Origin of the sequence: Caballeronia sp. GACF4 (assembly GCF_023631025.1) — a bacterium.
Lineage (GTDB): Bacteria > Pseudomonadota > Gammaproteobacteria > Burkholderiales > Burkholderiaceae > Caballeronia.
This window is the reverse complement of sequence record NZ_JALQDW010000015.1, coordinates 19,476-36,973: the sequence shown is the minus strand read 5'-3', so window position 1 is coordinate 36,973 and position 17,498 is coordinate 19,476. Positions and strand designations below refer to the sequence as shown.

The following is a 17,498-nucleotide window of genomic DNA, read 5'->3' as shown; positions in this document are numbered from 1 at the left end:
CGGCCTCGGTCGGCGATTGGCGGTTGAGGCAGGGTTAGGATAGGCGATTTTGGGGGTGGGGCGTGCGGTGTCGTTTCGGGCTGTGGGCTGCGAGGCTTCGGGCTTCGGGCTTCGGGCTTCGGGCTTCGGGCTTCGGGCTTCGGGCTTCGGGGCTGCCGTGACTTTATGCGCATAAAGCTGGTCCGGCCGCGCGGCACCGCTTAATAATTTCCAAGACGCCTAAAGCCGTGACGAGGAGATATTGGTCTTACGCCTCAGCTTCTTGCTGTCGAGCATGATGTGCGATTTGAAATTGCATCCATTAGGCCCCACGTCCGCGCTTTCACAAAATCAACTAAAGCTCACCCCTATGCCAAATGGCTAACGACACATTTAATGTCGAATTAAAGTTGAAATTACTAAACCTCAATGTAAAATTCAACCGCCTGCAAAAACTGGAGCATTAAAGTGGCGGCGGAAATCATAGCGATCACGCAGCAGAAGGGCGGCGTTGGCAAGAGCACGATTGCAATGCACCTCGGCGCAGCTTTTCACGAAAAGAAGAAGCGCGTGCTCGTCGTCGATGCAGACGGTCAAAACACGTTGATCCACTGGTCGAGCGCTGCGTCAGACGAAGCGAGCGGCATCCCATTTCCTGTCGTGAATCTTTCGGAAGCGGGCGGACAAATCCATCGTGAAATCAGGAAGTTCGTAAATGACTACGACATCATCGTGGTGGATTGCCCGCCTTCAATTACGGAGAAGGTGTCAGGCGTCGTTCTGCTAGCCGCGAGCGTGGCAGTGATTCCGACTTCATCATCGCCAGCCGATTATTGGTCGAGCGTCGGCCTCGTCAAATTGGTTCAGCAAGCGCAGGTGATGAACGAAGATCTGCGCGCGGTGTTTCTGCTGAACAAGACGGAAGAGAAGCGGATGCTCACGCGCGAGCTGAAGGTCGCTCTTGAAGAACTGGGCTTTCCGCTACTAAAAACGCAGATCCCAACCCGAGAGTGCTACAAGCAGGCCATGGCACTGGGACAAACCGTTTTGCAAATGTCCGACCGCGGCTCGCGCCTCGCTGCTGCCGAGATTCGCGCGTGCGCCGATGAAATCCTCGGCATGCTCTCCTGACTTTATGCGCATAAAGGACCCTGAATGAAACCGTCCCAACTGGCAAAAGGCTTCAAGGCCCGCCCCGATACGACAAGCAGCGAGAAGCGAACCGCTCTGGATCGCCTGAACGCCATCGATGGAATCGTCGATATACAAAGCGTCGGACAGGCCGCGAATGGACGCGCAAGCGCCTTCGTATCCGACGAGCAGGCCGACGCAGAGGTCAGCACCGAATCCGAGCAGTTTCGCGCGTGGCGACGGGCGAACCGCTACACGGCTGGGCAGGTCATCGAGTTGCCGCTAAAGGCGATCAAAGCAAGCCCGTTTAATCCGCGCCATTTCTATCTGAAAGCATCAATCGCGGAGCTAGCCGTCAACCTTGCAAGGCAGGGACAGCAGCAGGCCATCCACGTCATCCCCGACTACGATAACGCTGGGACCTTCTTCGTAAGCGACGGTGGCCGTCGCGTCCGTGCGCTCAAGGAAGCCAACAAGGAAACCGTCAAAGCGATCGTCGTCGACCTGCCTATTGGAATTCAAAGCTACAAGCTTGGCTACGATCTAAACGTTCAGCGGGATTCGCAAACCGTCTTCGATAATGCCGTCGTCTGGCGACGCTTTCTGGACGAGCAACATTTCCAGAGCCAACGAGAATTGGCCGACCATCTTGGGCTAGACGAATCTACTATCGCAGTCGCGCTATCGGTTGCGAAGCTTCCTGAAAACGTCATGCAGGAAATGGTCGCTCGGCCTGATCGATTCGGGTCGAACATGGCCTATCAAATCACGCGCTACCACTCGGCGCGTGGCAGCGATGCCACGCTGCGCCTCATCAACAAGATCACGTCGGATGATCTGAGCACGCGACAAGTCGCGGATATCGTGAAGGGACGCGCAAGCGGACAAGAAGTGCCCAAGCCGCCCGGCCGTCAACGCTATGCCCAACGAATGGAGATTAAACTGGACGGCGTCGCGGTCGGCGATCTCAAGTCATATGGCGAGGATCGCCTTGAGTTGCGGTTGCGCGGCTTGTCACGGGATCGACGAGATGAACTGCTGCGTCAGATCGAAACCATGCTTCAGTTCAACGAAGAGAAGAAATAACAGCGTCCGCCCTCTGCCAGACGCGTTCAGTTAGCGCGTGTCTGGCTAAGTGTGAAGGCGAGCAAATCCCCATCGGTCGGCTCGCCCCACGTCTTCCTAGCCAGCCAGTCGAAAAATGACGTTTCCGCCAGCTTCGAATCGAGGCCGCGCTTACGCCAATCGTCGCGCATATGCGTACCGAGTTCCGGCAACACGTCGTCTTCAAAACTCTGCCGCGCCAGCTCCCGTTCCCGCTCACCTTGCTCGTCGTAGAGCGCACGCGCTTCCTTCCTTCTATATGCCGAAAACTCGCCAAGCAGGCGTGCCTTGAGATCATCGGCGCCGGATGCCGATCCCGCTGTCGACCGCGGCGCGCCGTTGGCCGTTGCCGGCGGTAGCGCTTCGAGCGGCGGCGCGTAGCCCTTCTTGAGCGCGTCCTTGAACAGCGCTGCCGCGCTTCTGATAGGCGGAAGCGTCGTGCTGCGCAACCGTTGCTCGGTCATCTGCAACGCCGCCCGGATGCGATTTTCCTCGCTGTCGGCGTACAGCGTCTGCGCCTCTTTCAACGGAATGCCGATCTTTACCATCCTGTCGACCAGCGTGCTATCGAAGACGTTCGGATGTTCGTCGAGCGCCAGCATCGGCTGCTTGCGCTCCGTGACGCGGAACTGAATCTCGGCGACGCGCCGACCCTCTCGATGTTCCACCAGTTCAACGAAAATGTTGGTGACGGCGTTGACTTCCGCGATTGCGGGACGAAGATAGTCGCGCTTGAAATACTTGTACTCTCGCTTGGCCTCGTCTCCAGCCTCGGTATCTGGCGTGCCGGATAGAATCGGCCGCCACCACTCCCACGTTTCGCGCATCGTCAGATGGCTGGGATTGGTCAGATAACGCACGCATATTTCATAAAGCGCAAGACCCGCGCTGCTGCGCAACTGGCTTTGGAACTGCAGGCTCAGACGCGCATACTGCACCGGATCGAGCAGCTTCTTTTTGATTTTTGGAGCGAAGGAAAATTCGACCCAAACGCGGCGCGTCGTTGGGTCCTCGAGAATTTCCGCGTCGGCGATGAGCGTCGAGATGCCCCATTTGCGGCCGGGCTTCTGGCTCGACGTGCCCGTGCTCCACTCGACCTGCACCGACACCATGCGACGCAGATGCTCCTTGACCAGCGCTGTATCGTTTGAATCGAATGCGGAATTCGCGACAATGTCGGAGAGCAACGCGCGGTAGGTGTCGCCAGATTCGTCCGCCTGCTGCGCCACGGCGAGCAGAACGTTGAAGAGCTTGCGAGTAAGCAGCGTGATCTTGCCGCTCTTCGGTTGAATCGCGATGGCTTCGACCGCCTTGCGCAACTCAGCCGAGCTCGGGCTGACAACATCGGTTTTCTTTGCGCGTTTGGTTGCCATGCGTCGGACAGTATCGGGATTGCCAGCAGCATACCGAGTGCGGTGATCAACGTCTACAGGGTGGCCTTCACCGTTTGGGGTGAAGTGCGAGAACGAACAGAAGCTCACTGCGGTGCGGCCCCGTAAACTCTCACCACTCACCTTTGAGCGTCAGGCGCCATCCCTAGAAGCCACGCGGGTAAACGGGAGCGGCGAGCGCCAGGGGGCATCACGGCATCGCGGCACAGGTCCCGAAAAATCTCACCGAAAAAAATTTTCCCCAAAAATGGCGTGTCGCACACGCACGACGCGTTCATTTGGGATGACGATCGTCGCCAAAAGCAACAGAAAAAGGGCATATGTGGATCTCCTTAAGTCGACGAACTTCAAAACGCTCCTGTAATACCTCACCTTAAGCGGAATAGAGGACAGACCTGAGCAAAGCCGTCTCCAGACGCCGTCTTGGTTCATGCGTGTTGGCATCCCGAAAGGGCTCACCTTGAAGGAAAATTCGAGACCCGTTTGGGTCCTGCAAAGGCTCACTTGAAGCTCCTGAGAAAGCTCACCTTCGCTGTCTACGTCTGCTGAAGACTCGCCCTATAAGGCTCCGAAGACGGCTGGAAAGGCTTACGTGACGAATGCCCGATCCTGAATATTCTCACCCTAGAAGATATTCCTTGAGCGCTGCCTTATCGCGACGAGGTCCCGAAAACTCTCACCCTAACGCCGGCATAACCCATGCGCTTGTGCTAACTCATTGTTTAAAGAAGGTATTCTGAAGATGAGGTGTTTCAACCGAGTTCAGCGATGTCACGCTATTTCGGAGTAGGACAAAGGAAGTGTTTTCCGTCGAGCAAGCCAATGCGGGAATGAGGCTAGATTTGCCACGAGTAGGCCCCCGTAAAAGCTCACCTCTCATATTTTTGGCCCGCTTCAAGGAAAGCATTGCACAAAACGTGGCGGTCTCTCTGGCCTCACATCTCCCCGTAAAACCTCACCTCCAAGACTTCGGGGTCCGATTTCGCTCGTTTTAAGGCTGTTGGTCCTGCAAAGTCTCACCGCACGAACACTTTGGCGCCTGAAATACCTCACCTATCGGTAAAATCGACCCGTTTTATCCGGTGACGGACACAAATCGGCCAATCCCGATAAGCCTCACCTCGGTTGATCGAGGATTTCGACCACAATCCAACCATGGCGGGAGAACTGAGGCACTAAGCCCCCGGAAAATCTCACCTACATCAGAAACGGGCTCCCTGAATCCGCTCACCAAGCCTCCCGCGAGTCCTCACGTACGGCCCTGAAGGACATCACCAGAGTGTCCCGAATAGCTTCACCTTCTATCCTGAAACATCTCACCCGACGGCCTGGAAAGCCTTATGCAGTAAGGCTTTGCCAAGGCGTTAACAGGGTTAACAAGGTTTCAAAGGTGTTTACTTTTATTACTCTCAAACGAGCCCCGCGAGCATCTGGCTCTAAACAAAACGATCCGTCCCGGCTCTGTACGACGTGAAACCTCGCAAAAACCAGTCGCAGCAGAAATTATTCAAGAATATCAACATGATAGATGGAAAAGCTAAGGATGTTTCACGCTCTGATGTTCAAAGCACTAAGATTTGCAGTACTCAGTCGGTGCCACCGCACATCGACAACTCTTGACTCGAGTGGATCTGCTGCCGTATAACGCTCAAAACGTAAAACGTACCGTTCGATACAAATGCGCTGGAAATTGATATGAAAATGGCGACTCGCGAGTCCTTGCGCGAAGAAATTGAACAGATGAGGGCGTCAGGCGCACGCAGGCAGGACTTGTCCATGCACGCGTGTAAGCGCCTGTTTTTCGATCTTGGCGTTCGTCCGTCAGTTACGACGGTCCGAGAGTTCACGCAGACGGGTAGCGCTGGCGACATTCCCAAAGACATTGAAGCGTTCTGGTCCACCGTGCGCTCGTCGATGCGCGTACGAATCGATGCCGGCGGGCTGCCTGCAGCCTTACAGGAGCGCGCTGGCGAGCTGCTCACGGAACTATTCGTACATGCGCAAGAAGAAGCCCGCTCGAAGCTGAATGCCGAGCGCACGCAAGTCGATGCCACTGTCAGCGCGGCTCAAATGCAAGCGCGCGAGGCCGAAATCCGGAGGGAAGCGATCGAGCTAGCGCATCAGCAAGCAAAAGCGCATCTCGACACAGCGATGGCGCAAATCGCAAATCTTGAAGCCGACTTGAGAGTGGCCCGTGAGCAGCAGATCGATGCGCAGTCAGGCCTGCGTGAAGTCATCGCGCGATTGGAAAAGGAAAACTCGTCCCTTTCCGATCGTCTTTCGCAAGAGCAAGCGCATGGCGCGCGGCTGCGCGAACGCATCGATGCGCTTCAGGACGAATCGCGTCGAAATAGCGAGCATTACGCGCAGCAGATAAAGGATGCAGTCAAGGAAGCGGAGCGCCGGGTCAAGCCCATGCTCGTCGAACTGGATGCGTTACGCGGCATGGCGGCGACGTATCAGGCCGGCACGCGAGAGGCAGGTCAGAAAGAATTCGAATTCATTCAACAACTTAGCGCCGCGAGGGGCCGCGCGGATCGGCTGGAATCGCAGGTCCGCACACAGTCGGACGAGATCGATGCTCTGGTTCGCGAGCGAGACGCGCATCGCGTCAGAGCGGGCATGAGTGCCGAGATTGGCAAACTGCTGGCGTCGATGGCCCAGGACGGCCGACTGAACCCCGAAGAGTTGGCGGCGCTCGGCACCCAGGTCGATGCGTATTTCGTGACCCCCACCGCGTGCCCGGCCTGCGAAATCGGCGAGCCAGAACTGCAGCGTCACGAAGACGAGTTCGAGCTCTCTTGTCCGAATTGCGAGCGCACTTCGGGCGCCGCCGCGTCGAAGCTGGCCGCAATCGAAAGATTCATCGAAGCCCCGCGATTGAAGGCTGATTAGCCCGCACGCGGGTATCGAAGGTCAAAGGTGAGAGTTTTCGGGATCGATGAACCGATCTTCCATCCCGTCTTGCCCGCAAGCCTCGGCCATATCGCGCTCCCGTATTTGCTCACCCATCCAGTCCTGCCACGCCCGATGCAGGCGATGAACCGAGATCATCTGCTGGAATCCGAGCCATTGTCCAACGCGTTCAGGGTCTGTGCCGTTCTCGAAAAGTTCAGCCGCATAGGTATTGCGCAGCGTTTGCGGGCTCGCGCGCGCGGCGCGTGACTCGGCGATTCCCGCCGCTGCGACCACCGCATCGATGGCGCGCAGCATGGTCGCTTTGTGCATCGGCCGACCGGCGGGCGCGGCCGGGAAGAGCAGCGCGCCCGAGAGTCCGGCGACCTTGCGTTCGTCGATCCACCGATCCAGCACATCGACGGCAAAAGGCGCGAGCCGGGCCTGCCGGATCAGCATGGGATTCGAGGCGTCGACGGTGACATACGGCGCGCCGCGCGCATAGCAATCGATAGTGAGTTGCGCCGCCTCACCGGTCTTCACCCCTGCGCCTAGAAACACCGCGACGAGCGCTCGATCGCGAAGCTCGCGCCACCGCTGCACACTCGACAAGGCGCCAAGCGGCGCATCGAGTCGCGCGATCAGCAAGCCGCGTTCGTCATGCGTGAGAAAGCCGGTCGGCTCGTTGTCGCGTGCCTTGCGCCACGCCGCCTCGCCGTCCTGCGCGATAAATCGAGCCGGATTCGTCGACGCCGATTCGATCTCGCGCACGTGATCCAGCACGCGTTCGATCAAGCGTAGATAGCGCATGCGCTGTGGCCGCCGAATCTCGAGTTGAGAGACGAACTGCTCGATGACCGGTCGCTGCACCGTATGAAGCGTTGTGCGCCTGGCCGCGAGCCATTCAAGAAAGTTGCCCCATTGCGCCCGATAGACATCAGCCGACGATGCCCGGAACTGCTGTTGCGCGAGCCACGCATCGAAAGCAGCATGCGGGTCCGCTTGCCAGTCGGCGCGCTGTTGGTCGAAGAGATCGGTAGTGTTCGGCATGGTGTTCAAAGTGCGCTTCTAAGCGTCATGTTGCGTTGCGAACAGCGTCGGACTTCGGACTGATTCCGTCAAGGGCACTCTTCAGGATAAGTGTGGTGAAGTGTCTTGTAGCGGTGTTTGCAATCGTCGACTACTGTTTTCGATGTGACGTACTTCGAATAATAACGAGAGGTGATCCATGGGCGAAGGCTTCGCATCAGACTCGGGGCAATCGACGTCGACGTGGCAGGAACGCCGGGCTAGCGGACGTGCCGCGCGTCAGCGAACACCACGAGGCACGCAAGAGGCTGTCGGCGACATCGATCGCGATCCCATCGAGTTGCTGCGAATAAGCAGCATGGGTCGCGTCCCTGCGCTGATTCCGCTGCGATACGGCCGCATGTTGGCATCGCCATTTGCTTTTTTTCGTGGCAGCGCGATTGTTCAGGCGCACGATCTGGCTAGTACACCTTCGAGTGGATTGACCGTTCAAATCTGCGGTGACTGCCACCTGTCAAACTTCGGCGGATTCGCGACTCCCGAGCGTGCGCTCGTATTCGATCTGAACGATTTCGACGAAACCGCACAAGGTCCATGGGAATGGGACGTCAAGCGACTCGTCGCGAGCGTGGCGGTCGCGGGCAGGCATCTGGGCCACGGGCGTGCGGGCTCTGAAGCACTCTGCTTCGAAGCGGCCCAGAGCTATCAGCAGCACATGCGCGAGTATGCCGAGATGGGCGTGCTGGATCTTTGGTACGAACGAATTACGTTCGACAGGATGTACGACGATGTGCAAAACGAAGACGTGAAACGTCGGATCAAGCGCGGTAGCGAACGCGCGAGCCGGCGCACGCATGAAAAGCTGCTGCCGAAGCTCGCCGATCGATCGGGCGATGCCTGGCGAATTCGCGACGCGCCGCCCGCGATCTTTCATATTCGCGGCGCAAGCACGCTCGTCGACGAGGACGACGAGTGGATGAAGCTCGAAGGCGATTCGCACACGATCCTGACTCCGCTCATACGCGATTACGTTTCGACGCTGACATCCGAGCGCGCCGCGCTTTTGTCGCAATTCGCGCTTCAGGACATCGCTTTCAAAGTGGTTGGAGTGGGAAGTGTCGGAACGCGATGCTTCGTGTTGTTGCTTACCGATCATCTTGGTAAGGCGCTCTTCCTGCAGTTGAAAGAGGCATCGACGTCCGTGGTGGCGCGCTACGTCGGCGCGACGAAACATACGCACGACGGGCATCGCATCGTTCACGGGCAACGCCTGATGCAGGCGGCGAGCGATCCTTTTCTAGGCTGGGCGTCGGGCCCGGTTGGACGCCCGCTTTATGTTCGCCAACTGCGCGACATGAAAATATCCGCCGACCTCGAAACATTCAGCGGCGAGGCCTTTCGCGGATACGCGTCGCTATGCGGCTGGGCGCTCGCGCGCGCGCATGCCAAGGCAAGCGGCTGCGCGCTTGAGATTTCCGGCTATCTGGGTTCTGGTGATCGCATGGCGGAAGTGCTCGTCCGATACGCGAGCTCCTATGCGGATCAAGTCGAAAAAGATTACGACGCGTTCCGCTTGGCCTGCCGCAGCGGCAGACTTATGGCGCGCACGGATGCGGACATGGCGGCGGACTTTGCCGCCTAATGACTAGCGATGTGCGGCGTGCATCGTTCCCATGTCAGTGTGCGGCGATGGCCAGTTGCGGTCGGCCTTGTCGTGCAGCGCATTCGTAGGCGTCGACGGCGAATGCGAATACTGCCGGCAAAGCGTCGGAAGAGGCGACATCGACCACGTCGTCGGTTTCGGGGAAATGGAAGTCGTCGGGGCGGGCAAAAAGTTCGCGCAACGCAGCCTCGTGCCGGCCAGCGAAGCCCAGGTCCGCCACGGCTTCCGCTTCGATGGCGTGCAGCAAACGCCAGGTCAACGGCACGCCCAGATCGATGTATCGGCCCGCAATCTGTCGCGTAATGCGGTCCAGATCTTGTACCGCACGTGCAAACTGCTTCCTGCTGAGATGCTCGCCGTTCGACTCCATGATTCGCCCCTTCCGACTGGTCTTTGTACTGTATAAATATACAGTACTTGCCGCCATGAAAGTAGGGTCTCGCCAGTCGCCTTGCGTGTATGTGCGGTTTCGCTTATGGGCGGTTCAGTCCTGCGTGGGAGTGCGCGGCGAGTCACGTAAGGCGGCCGCGCGACGCAGACGGATGCTACGTCTTCGCAGGACGCGCCAGAAATTTATGCGCATAAAGAAGTGCCATGCCACCGTTGCTGTGCGCTGGAGGAGAGGCGGAGCACCTGCTCGCGGAAAACCGCAGACTCGCGAGTCGGGCCATTACCCATGTATAACCACGAGCAAAGCCTTTGCTTCGCCTCGCCCGACATTCCTAATGACATGACCGTCGTCGGCAGCGTATCGTGCGGTTTCCCCCGCCTTCAGTCGCTTCGCAGCACCTGATGCTTCGATTTCGATCGCGCCATTTAACACGGTCAAATGCTCCCGCGTGCCTGGCTCATGCGCGTCCGAGATGAGCGCCGCACCCGCGTGCAACGTGAGCTCGTACCATTCGAATTTTCCAGCCAACTCAATCGGTCCCCACACGCGAAGCTGATAGCCGCCGTTATCACCATTCAACGTAGGAATCTCATGCGGACCTGCAACGCGTATGACGTCACCGGCCTTCTGCTGCGCAAATAGCTGATCGAGGCTGATACCCAATGCATTCGTTAGCCGCCACGCCACGGCAATCGTCGGATTGGCCTTGTCCCGCTCGATCTCCGATAGCATCGATTTCGAAACGCCAGCGGCCCTGGATAAGTCATCGAGTGTCAATTTCCTTTCATTGCGTAGACGCTGAATCTGCTCGCCAACGCGTGGTGGCGCAGTTCCGCTGGCTGAGGAATCACCGGCCTTGCCGCTTGTGACAGAACTTGTCATGAACGCTGCATTCCTTTAGAGTGTTCGATATATTGGAAATTTGTTCGAAATACCGAACCTGTCCAATGCAATGAATGAACTATAACAGGGCTAAAGGTGTGGCCGAGCTTGGCTGGTCTGCATCTACTCTCGAACAGCCGGATACTAGAAAGATGCCGATGAAAGACCGATACCTCTCCCATTTGCAAACTACGCTTAACGAGATTCGCGCCGCCGGGTTTTACAAAAGCGAGCGGGTCATCGCTAGCCCGCAGTCCTCGGAGATCCGCCTTGCCAACGGGAGCACCGTCCTCAATTTTTGCGCGAACAATTATCTCGGTCTTGCGAACGACGCTCGCTTGGTCGATGCCGCAAAAGCCGGACTTGAAGCAGATGGCTTTGGCATGGCATCCGTTCGCTTTATTTGCGGAACACAAACGGTACACAAAGCGCTGGAACAACAAGTCGCGAAGTTCCTCCACTCCGACGACGCCATTCTTTACTCAAGCTGTTTTGACGCGAACGGCGGGCTCTTCGAGACGTTGCTGACCGAGGATGATGCAATCATCAGCGATGAGTTGAACCACGCGAGCATCATCGATGGCGTGCGTCTTTCCAAGGCAAAGCGCTTGCGCTACAAGAACAACGATCTTGCAGACCTCGAAGCGCGCTTGAAGGAAGCCGATGCAGCCGGCGCCCGCTTCAAATTGATCGCAACTGACGGCGTGTTCTCGATGGACGGCATCTTCGCCAATCTTGCTGGCATCTGCGATCTGGCTGAGCGCTATGGCGCGCTGGTGATGGTCGACGACTCGCATGCCGTTGGATTCATCGGGGAGAACGGACGCGGGACGCCCGAGTATTGCGGCGTGCTCGATCGAATCGACATCATCACGGGTACGCTCGGCAAGGCGCTCGGTGGTGCGTCAGGCGGATATGTGGCTGCGCATCAGGAGATTATTGACTTGTTGCGGCAGCGCAGCCGGCCGTATCTGTTCTCGAACACGCTTGCGCCGAGCATTGCGGCTGCGTCGCTGAAAGTGCTTGAGTTGCTGGATAGTGATGAAGGCGCCGCGCTCCGGCGACGCGTTCGCGAAAACGGCGCGCGGTTTCGGCAAGCGATGACCGCTTTAGGTTTCGATCTAGTGCCCGGCGAGCATCCGATCATTCCCGTCATGCTTGGCGATGCCCAACTTGCTTCGAAGATGGCCGACGCGCTTCTCGACGAAGGCGTTTATGTGATCGGATTTTCATACCCTGTCGTGCCAAAGGGCCGCGCGCGCATCCGCACGCAGATGAGCGCCGCCCACACCGCCGAACACATCGACCGCGCAGTCGATGCATTCGCGCGCGTGGGCCGCTCGCTTGGTGTGATCCGTTAGGACTCACGCTTCGCAGGGTCCTTTATGCGCATAAAGTCAGGACACGTCCCCCGACCTTTAGATGCACGGCGCGGTCACAAGCAGCGCCGCGACACAACCGCCCGGAACACCAACAATGAAAGCACTCGCCAAACTCGAACGCGCCCCCGGTCTTACCTTGACTCACGTCAAGCGGCCGGAGGTCGGACATAACGATGTCCTCATCCGCATCCGCAAGACTGCAATTTGCGGTACTGATATCCACATCTGGAAGTGGGATGACTGGGCGCAGAAGACGATACCGGTGCCGATGCACGTCGGACATGAATATGTCGGTGAGATCGTCGAGATGGGACAGGAAGTCCGCGGCTTTGCCATCGGCGATCGCGTTTCCGGCGAAGGTCACATCACATGCGGATTCTGCCGCAATTGCCGCGCAGGTCGACGTCACTTGTGTCGCAACACCGTTGGCGTCGGCGTGAATCGCGAAGGCGCGTTTGCCGAATACCTCGTGATCCCTGCCTTCAACGCGTTTAAAATTCCGCCCGATATCTCCGACGACCTCGCCGCGATCTTCGACCCCTTCGGCAATGCGACGCACACTGCCCTTTCGTTCAACCTTGTCGGCGAAGACGTGCTGATTACCGGCGCCGGACCCATCGGTGTAATGGCCGCCGCCATTGCGCAGCACGTCGGAGCGCGTAATGTCGTCATTACGGACGTCAACGAATATCGTCTCGAACTTGCCCGCAAGATGGGTGCAACGCGAGCGGTCAACGTTTCCAACGAAAATTTGCGCGATGTCATGCAAGAACTCGGCATGACCGAGGGGTTTGACGTCGGCCTGGAAATGTCCGGCGTACCGAGCGCTTTCACCGCCATGCTGGAAGCGATGAACCACGGCGGCAAAGTCGCTCTGCTCGGCATTCCACCCGCGCAAACTGCGATCGACTGGAATCAGGTTATCTTCAAAGGTCTTGAGATCAAAGGCATTTACGGGCGCGAAATGTTCGAGACTTGGTACAAGATGGTCGCAATGCTGCAAAGTGGTCTAGATCTTTCGCCGATCCTCACGCACACATTCCCCGTCGACGACTACCAGCGCGCGTTCGACACCATGCTTTCGGGCAACAGCGGCAAGGTCGTGCTCGACTGGACCGCGGCGTAAGTGTCAGCGCTTCACTGCTTCTCTTTTGCGAACTCGGCCTGAATGGCGACGTGAACATCGTCGCCGACTGCCGGATACCACGTCGTCAGTCCGAACTGCGCGCGGCTGAAATGACCGTCGGCCGAGAAGCCTAACGTTTCCAGCTTGGTCAGTGGATCGACCGAATGCCCGTTGAACGTGACATCCAGAGTGACGGGTCGTGTCGTTCCGCGAATCGTGAGATTGCCTGCCAATGTGCCCTTGTCGTTGCCCGTACGCGTGAAGCCGGTGCTGACGAATTCGATGTTCGGATAATGCGCGACATCGAACATGTCGGGGCCCTTTACCATCCGGTCGAGCAACGGCACATTCGTATTGACGCTCGCGGCGTCGATAGTCACATGCACCGTGCTCTCCGTCATGCCATCCGCGCTCCAGTCGAGTTGTCCGGCCGTCTTGTCGAAACGCATGACAAAGCGCGAATAATGAAGATGATCGACGTCGAAGCTCACATTCCAGTGATGCGCATCCAACTGATACATCCCGGGCGGCACGCTCGATTCATTCGCGGACACACTGTGCGTGACGACGGCAAGCGGCGTGCATCCACTCGTTGCGATCAACGCGAATAGCGCGACGCATTGCAAGCTTTTCCAAACTTTCATCGATCTGTATCTCCTCGACGCGAAAAACGAGTTTCCTCCGAAAAAGGAAAGTGCGCATTCGTCACGTGCGTGTCAGTTCATCACACGAAAATGGCACGATCAGGTAGAGTTCGCGACGACCTTCATCTCGAAAATAAGACGCCTGAATCATGCGCTCATGGCCACTCTGTTTCCGATTCGCTCGCGCCGCGTGTGCGGCGGTGCTCGTTGCCATCACGGTTTCTTGGACGCCGTCGGCGCACGCCGCGCTGTGCTCTGACGGCGTTTGGATCGATGCGATGATCGGCTCGCATCACGTTCATCCCGATAAGCACTTCGAGCAGTTCAATCCCGGCATTGGCGTGGAATGCTGGGTCTCGCCGCAATGGGCAGTGACCGGCGGCTATTTCCGCAACTCGCTCTCGAAGCCTTCGTTTTACGGCGGCGGCGTCTGGGCGCCCGAGTTCCTTCACTGGGGCTTCGTGCGGCTCGCAGCCATGGGTGGCTTGATCTCCGGTTATGACTACGGCCGCTGGGGCATTGGGCACAATCACACGCTTGGCCCCGTGGCCGCGCCGCTCATCATGGTGGACTATAAGCGCGTGGGCGCGAACATTATCCTCATTCCGCCCATTCCTTCGAGCGACTTGCCGTTCACGCTCGGCTTTCAGATCAAGGTCAAGTTTTGACCGTCAAACTCGATTTTATACGGCATCCGAACTAATCAACGGCACGCTGGATTAAAGACTCGTTTCGTCGATGCCGGGTTCTTCTCCAGTTTCTCCGCCGGCCGTCGCGGACGCTTCACCAGTTCACCGCCGCAGTTCGGACACGTGCCCTTTAGCACTTGCTCGGTACAGTCGCTGCAAAATGTGCATTCGAACGAGCAGATGAATGCCTCCGATGAAGCGGGCGACAAGTCCTTGTCGCAACATTCGCAACCGGGCCGTAATTCAAGCATTTTTTGCTCCTTTCTCCTCAGTGCTGCATTCATGGTCTCGAACGCGAGATCGTACCCAATCCTCGCACGAGCAGTGGACATTTACGCCAAATCCCGCTCATGCAGGCACAATACGTTGCGATGCCATCGCACATCGCCACCCGCTTCCCGACGCCTCCATGCCATCCGACATCCCCAGCCGCACCAGTACCGTCGCGCGCGTATCGAATTCGCCGCGCTATCTGTTGTTTCTCGTATGCCTGTTCGCTTCGGCAGGGCAGCTCGCAATCGACATCTATGTTCCCGCGCTGCCCGCGATGGCGCGCTTCTTTGATACCTCGCCGCAAGCGATCCAGTCGAGCGTATCCAGTTACATGGCCGCTTATGCGCTAGGCCAACTCGTATTTGGTCCGATAGCGGATGCATACGGCCGCAAGCCAGTGCTGGCCTTCGGACTCGTCGTCTATACGGTCGGCTGTCTGCTGTCACTCGTCGCGCCGAGCCTCGAAACATTCCTGTTGGCGCGCTGTCTGCAGGGCTTCGGCATTGCGGCCACCAATCTGCTCGCCAAGGCGATCATCACCGATTCATTCAAAGGCCAGGCGCTGCTGCACGCATTCACCTACATGTCGATTGCTTGGGGACTCGCGCCGATCATTGCGCCCGTGATCGGTGCGCACTTGCAGGAGTGGTTCGGCTGGAAGGCCTGTCTCGTGTTTCTGCTCGTGTATTCGATCGTCATGTGGGTGCTCGTGTGGCGTTATCGCGAGACATTACCCAAGCCTGTTCGACTCGAATTACGTACGCTCGTCGCGAACACGGGCAAGGTCTTGTCGAGCCCGGTTTTTCAGAGCTGCTTTCTTGCGCAAGGACTGTGCTACAGCATTCTGCTCGTGTTCAACATCGTCGGGCCTTTCATGGTGCAGAACACGTTGCATAAGCCGCCGACTTACTTCGGTTACCTCGCGCTTGGCATCGGCTTGATGTACTTTCTCGGCGGCCTGTCCAATCGTATACATAGCCTGCGTCTGCCGACAGCAGAACAACGGCTCAAGTATGGCTCGCGGATCATGGCGGGCGCATCCATCGTGATGCTATTGCTTTCGTTGACGATAGGTCTGCAAGTGTGGACGCTTGCGCTACCCGTCCTCGTAATGGGCTTCTGCGCAGGCGCCATGTATCCGACATTGATGGCCAAGGGCAACTCGCTGTTTCCCCACATTGCTGGATTGACGAGCGCGATTCTCGGTTGCGCATTGCTGCTCGTATCGGCGGTGATGATGGGACTCGCGGGCTTCGTATCGGTCCATATCCTCGCGCCCCTTGCAGCGTTCTTCGTGTTGCTTGGACTTACCGTCGTGTGGATGGTGACGAAGCTGCTCGCGTATCTCGAACAGATGAACGCCTGAAGCGACTTGTCCATGCCGCGCGCATCGGCGACACTTGATGCATTCCCTTGACTGCCAAGCTTCGCATATGAAGCATGGTCATATCCATCGAAGATAAACGCATGACACATCGTCCCGCTCCAACCGATATCGACATTCATCCGCTGCTTGCAGGGCGCTGGAGTCCGCGCGCGTATGCAGAGCAGCCCGTAGCGCATGAACAGGTAGTCGCTGTTCTGGAAGCCGCACGCTGGGCGCCGTCCGCTTATAACGTTCAACCGTGGCGTTTCGTGGTGTTCGAGAAGGGCCAAGATGCAGCGGCTTTCGAGCGCGCATTCGCCACGCTCGTGCCGTTCAATCAGTCGTGGAACGCGCATGCGCAGGTGCTCATCGCCGTTCTTGCGGACACGCTCACGGCCAAAGGCACCATCAATCCAAGCGCGAGTTACGACGCGGGCGCCGCGGGTCTTGCCGTATTGTTGCAGGCGCATGCGCTCGGCCTCGCCGCCCATGCGATGGGCGGCTTCGATGCAGCGAAATTGCGCGATACCTTCGCCATTCCCGAGCGCTATCAGGCTTTGAGCATGATCTCCATCGCGCATCATGGCGAGGCAGAGGCGTTGCCCGAAGCGCTTGCCGAACGTGAGCAGGCGCCACGTGCACGCCTTGCGCTGGACGAGATCGCGAAGTTCGGTGGATGGCCCGAATCGGCTTAGTGATAGTGATAGTGATCGCGAACAAGCCGTAGCGCCCATGAAAAAAAGCCTTCGCCACTCACGGCGAAGGCTTTTTCGTTAAAGCGAAGTAGTTTAACTCTGCGCGACGGCCACGCGTCGTTCGACATCGTGATAAGCGTCGCTATCGTGCGCGGCGAATGCGAGCGCAAAGCTCGATGCTTGACGGCCCACGGTGCGCAGCTGCTCGACGACCTTCGGGTCGGAGCATGTATCGGCGGTTTCAAAACGCGTTTCAAGCGTGTTGACGGTCGCACCGAAAGGCGTCGGCCAGCCGCGCAACGCGTGCACGATCGAACGCAGCGACGTCAGCACGGTGCCTGCTGCCTGCCATCCGTAAGCGGTCACGATGCTGCCGACTGCGCGCCCATCCAGATAAGGGCGTTCGTCCTCACGCAGCTCTTCCAGCGTATCCAGCGCGTTCTTGACCAGCCCCGAGATGCCGCCGTGATAGCCCGGCGTCGCGATGATCACTGCGTCGGCGATACGCACCGCCTCGATGAGTTCGTGCTGCTCGTCGGTCAGATTACGATGCTCAGGCGCGTAGTGCGGCAGGCTATGCAGGAACGCGCCGCCGAACAACTGCACGCGCGCGCCGGATTCCTGTGCGCCGCGCAGCGAAAAAGCCAGCGCCCGCTCGGTCGACGATGCCGGCCGCGTCGTTCCGCCGATACCGACAACCAGCGGCTGACGCGATGAGGTGTTTCGAGTCAAGGTGAACGCTCCATGAAAGGTAAAGCAGCGCGCGCGTTCGTTTTACGGCGAGCCGACAGACTAAACATGATAGCCAGCGAACGTGCGTATCGGAACGCATGATTTGCGCTAAGGATATTCAGTAAG

15 protein-coding genes and 2 pseudogenes are annotated in these 17,498 nt (G+C 58.2%); 10 read left to right on the top strand and 7 right to left on the bottom strand.

Annotation, left to right across the window (positions count from 1 at the left end):
- The first annotated feature begins 447 nt into the window (after positions 1-447).
- From parA to NCR40_RS14130, 3 genes and pseudogenes are all read left to right on the top strand, one after another.
- Entirely contained in the window at positions 448-1,110 is a 663-nt protein-coding gene (gene parA, locus NCR40_RS14135; protein WP_250466370.1) for a ParA family partition ATPase, read from the top strand.
- Between the two features lie 24 nt (positions 1,111-1,134).
- Positions 1,135-1,240: pseudogene (locus NCR40_RS31620) on the top strand (ParB/RepB/Spo0J family partition protein); the annotation flags it as partial.
- Between the two features lie 83 nt (positions 1,241-1,323).
- Positions 1,324-2,196, top strand: a pseudogene (locus tag NCR40_RS14130) (ParB/RepB/Spo0J family partition protein); the annotation flags it as partial.
- Positions 2,197-2,222: 26 nt separating this feature from the next.
- On the opposite strand, the gene NCR40_RS14125 reads toward NCR40_RS14130, so the two are convergent.
- On the bottom strand, positions 2,223-3,587 hold the full coding sequence (locus tag NCR40_RS14125; RefSeq protein WP_244828994.1) for a replication initiation protein: 1,365 nt from the start codon (positions 3,585-3,587) through the stop codon (positions 2,223-2,225).
- 1,713 nt (positions 3,588-5,300) lie between these two features.
- Here NCR40_RS14125 and NCR40_RS14120 point away from each other — a divergent pair.
- Positions 5,301-6,500 carry a DNA-binding protein gene (locus tag NCR40_RS14120; protein ID WP_250509751.1) on the top strand — a complete coding sequence of 400 codons (1,200 nt, stop codon included), beginning with the start codon at positions 5,301-5,303 and terminating at the stop codon, positions 6,498-6,500.
- Positions 6,501-6,521: 21 nt separating this feature from the next.
- On the opposite strand, the gene NCR40_RS14115 is transcribed toward NCR40_RS14120, so the two are convergent.
- The gene (locus NCR40_RS14115) at positions 6,522-7,550 is read right to left on the bottom strand and encodes a tyrosine-type recombinase/integrase (RefSeq protein WP_250466365.1); all 1,029 of its coding nucleotides are present in this window, start codon (positions 7,548-7,550) and stop codon (positions 6,522-6,524) included.
- Positions 7,551-7,728: 178 nt separating this feature from the next.
- On the opposite strand from NCR40_RS14115, the gene NCR40_RS14110 reads away from it, so the two are divergent.
- On the top strand, positions 7,729-9,171 hold the full coding sequence (locus NCR40_RS14110) for a DUF2252 domain-containing protein (RefSeq protein WP_250509750.1): 1,443 nt from the start codon (positions 7,729-7,731) through the stop codon (positions 9,169-9,171).
- A gap of 34 nt (positions 9,172-9,205) precedes the next feature.
- Here NCR40_RS14110 and NCR40_RS14105 read toward each other — a convergent pair whose 3' ends face one another.
- Positions 9,206-9,562: a DUF2471 family protein gene (locus tag NCR40_RS14105; RefSeq protein WP_250493021.1), complete on the bottom strand. Its 357-nt coding sequence runs from the start codon at positions 9,560-9,562 to the stop codon at positions 9,206-9,208.
- 300 nt (positions 9,563-9,862) lie between these two features.
- A complete protein-coding gene (locus NCR40_RS14100; RefSeq protein ID WP_250466360.1) occupies positions 9,863-10,465 on the bottom strand; it encodes a helix-turn-helix domain-containing protein in 603 nt (200 codons plus the stop codon).
- 158 nt (positions 10,466-10,623) lie between these two features.
- Between NCR40_RS14100 and NCR40_RS14095 the strand changes: the two genes are divergently transcribed.
- Together NCR40_RS14095 and tdh are read left to right on the top strand one after the other, a co-directional pair.
- Positions 10,624-11,826, top strand: coding sequence for a glycine C-acetyltransferase (locus NCR40_RS14095; protein ID WP_250466358.1), 1,203 nt, complete (start codon positions 10,624-10,626; stop codon positions 11,824-11,826).
- Between the two features lie 115 nt (positions 11,827-11,941).
- Complete coding sequence (gene tdh, locus NCR40_RS14090; protein WP_250509749.1) at positions 11,942-12,973, top strand: L-threonine 3-dehydrogenase; 1,032 nt, start codon at positions 11,942-11,944, stop codon at positions 12,971-12,973.
- An 11-nt stretch (positions 12,974-12,984) separates the two neighbouring features.
- Here the strand turns inward: tdh and NCR40_RS14085 are convergent, their stop codons facing one another.
- A complete protein-coding gene (locus NCR40_RS14085) occupies positions 12,985-13,617 on the bottom strand; it encodes a YceI family protein (RefSeq protein ID WP_250509748.1) in 633 nt (210 codons plus the stop codon).
- A 149-nt stretch (positions 13,618-13,766) separates the two neighbouring features.
- Between NCR40_RS14085 and NCR40_RS14080 the strand changes: the two genes are divergently transcribed.
- Positions 13,767-14,285, top strand: coding sequence for a hypothetical protein (locus NCR40_RS14080; protein ID WP_250509747.1), 519 nt, complete (start codon positions 13,767-13,769; stop codon positions 14,283-14,285).
- A gap of 35 nt (positions 14,286-14,320) precedes the next feature.
- On the opposite strand, the gene NCR40_RS14075 is transcribed toward NCR40_RS14080, so the two are convergent.
- On the bottom strand, positions 14,321-14,557 hold the full coding sequence (locus NCR40_RS14075) for a DUF1272 domain-containing protein (RefSeq protein WP_244829738.1): 237 nt from the start codon (positions 14,555-14,557) through the stop codon (positions 14,321-14,323).
- 158 nt (positions 14,558-14,715) lie between these two features.
- Here NCR40_RS14075 and NCR40_RS14070 point away from each other — a divergent pair, with 158 nt between their 5' ends.
- Positions 14,716-15,945, top strand: a complete 1,230-nt coding sequence (locus NCR40_RS14070; RefSeq protein ID WP_250509746.1) for a multidrug effflux MFS transporter — start codon at positions 14,716-14,718, stop codon at positions 15,943-15,945.
- A gap of 101 nt (positions 15,946-16,046) precedes the next feature.
- Positions 16,047-16,640, top strand: a complete 594-nt coding sequence (locus NCR40_RS14065) for a nitroreductase family protein (protein WP_250509745.1) — start codon at positions 16,047-16,049, stop codon at positions 16,638-16,640.
- Positions 16,641-16,733: 93 nt separating this feature from the next.
- Here the strand turns inward: NCR40_RS14065 and NCR40_RS14060 are convergent, their stop codons facing one another.
- The gene (locus NCR40_RS14060) at positions 16,734-17,372 is read right to left on the bottom strand and encodes an NADPH-dependent FMN reductase (RefSeq protein ID WP_250493016.1); all 639 of its coding nucleotides are present in this window, start codon (positions 17,370-17,372) and stop codon (positions 16,734-16,736) included.
- Positions 17,373-17,498 lie beyond the last annotated feature (126 nt).

Coding starts and splice junctions, on each gene's coding strand:
- NCR40_RS14125 (WP_244828994.1), bottom strand. CDS start 3,587: ATGGCAACCAAACGCGCAAAGAAAACCGATGTTGTCAGCCCGAGCTCG.
- NCR40_RS14120 (WP_250509751.1), top strand. CDS start 5,301: ATGAAAATGGCGACTCGCGAGTCCTTGCGCGAAGAAATTGAACAGATG.
- NCR40_RS14115 (WP_250466365.1), bottom strand. CDS start 7,550: ATGCCGAACACTACCGATCTCTTCGACCAACAGCGCGCCGACTGGCAA.
- NCR40_RS14110 (WP_250509750.1), top strand. CDS start 7,729: ATGGGCGAAGGCTTCGCATCAGACTCGGGGCAATCGACGTCGACGTGG.
- NCR40_RS14105 (WP_250493021.1), bottom strand. CDS start 9,562: ATGGAGTCGAACGGCGAGCATCTCAGCAGGAAGCAGTTTGCACGTGCG.
- NCR40_RS14100 (WP_250466360.1), bottom strand. CDS start 10,465: ATGACAAGTTCTGTCACAAGCGGCAAGGCCGGTGATTCCTCAGCCAGC.
- NCR40_RS14095 (WP_250466358.1), top strand. CDS start 10,624: ATGAAAGACCGATACCTCTCCCATTTGCAAACTACGCTTAACGAGATT.
- tdh (WP_250509749.1), top strand. CDS start 11,942: ATGAAAGCACTCGCCAAACTCGAACGCGCCCCCGGTCTTACCTTGACT.
- NCR40_RS14085 (WP_250509748.1), bottom strand. CDS start 13,617: ATGAAAGTTTGGAAAAGCTTGCAATGCGTCGCGCTATTCGCGTTGATC.
- NCR40_RS14080 (WP_250509747.1), top strand. CDS start 13,767: ATGCGCTCATGGCCACTCTGTTTCCGATTCGCTCGCGCCGCGTGTGCG.
- NCR40_RS14075 (WP_244829738.1), bottom strand. CDS start 14,557: ATGCTTGAATTACGGCCCGGTTGCGAATGTTGCGACAAGGACTTGTCG.
- NCR40_RS14070 (WP_250509746.1), top strand. CDS start 14,716: ATGCCATCCGACATCCCCAGCCGCACCAGTACCGTCGCGCGCGTATCG.
- NCR40_RS14065 (WP_250509745.1), top strand. CDS start 16,047: ATGACACATCGTCCCGCTCCAACCGATATCGACATTCATCCGCTGCTT.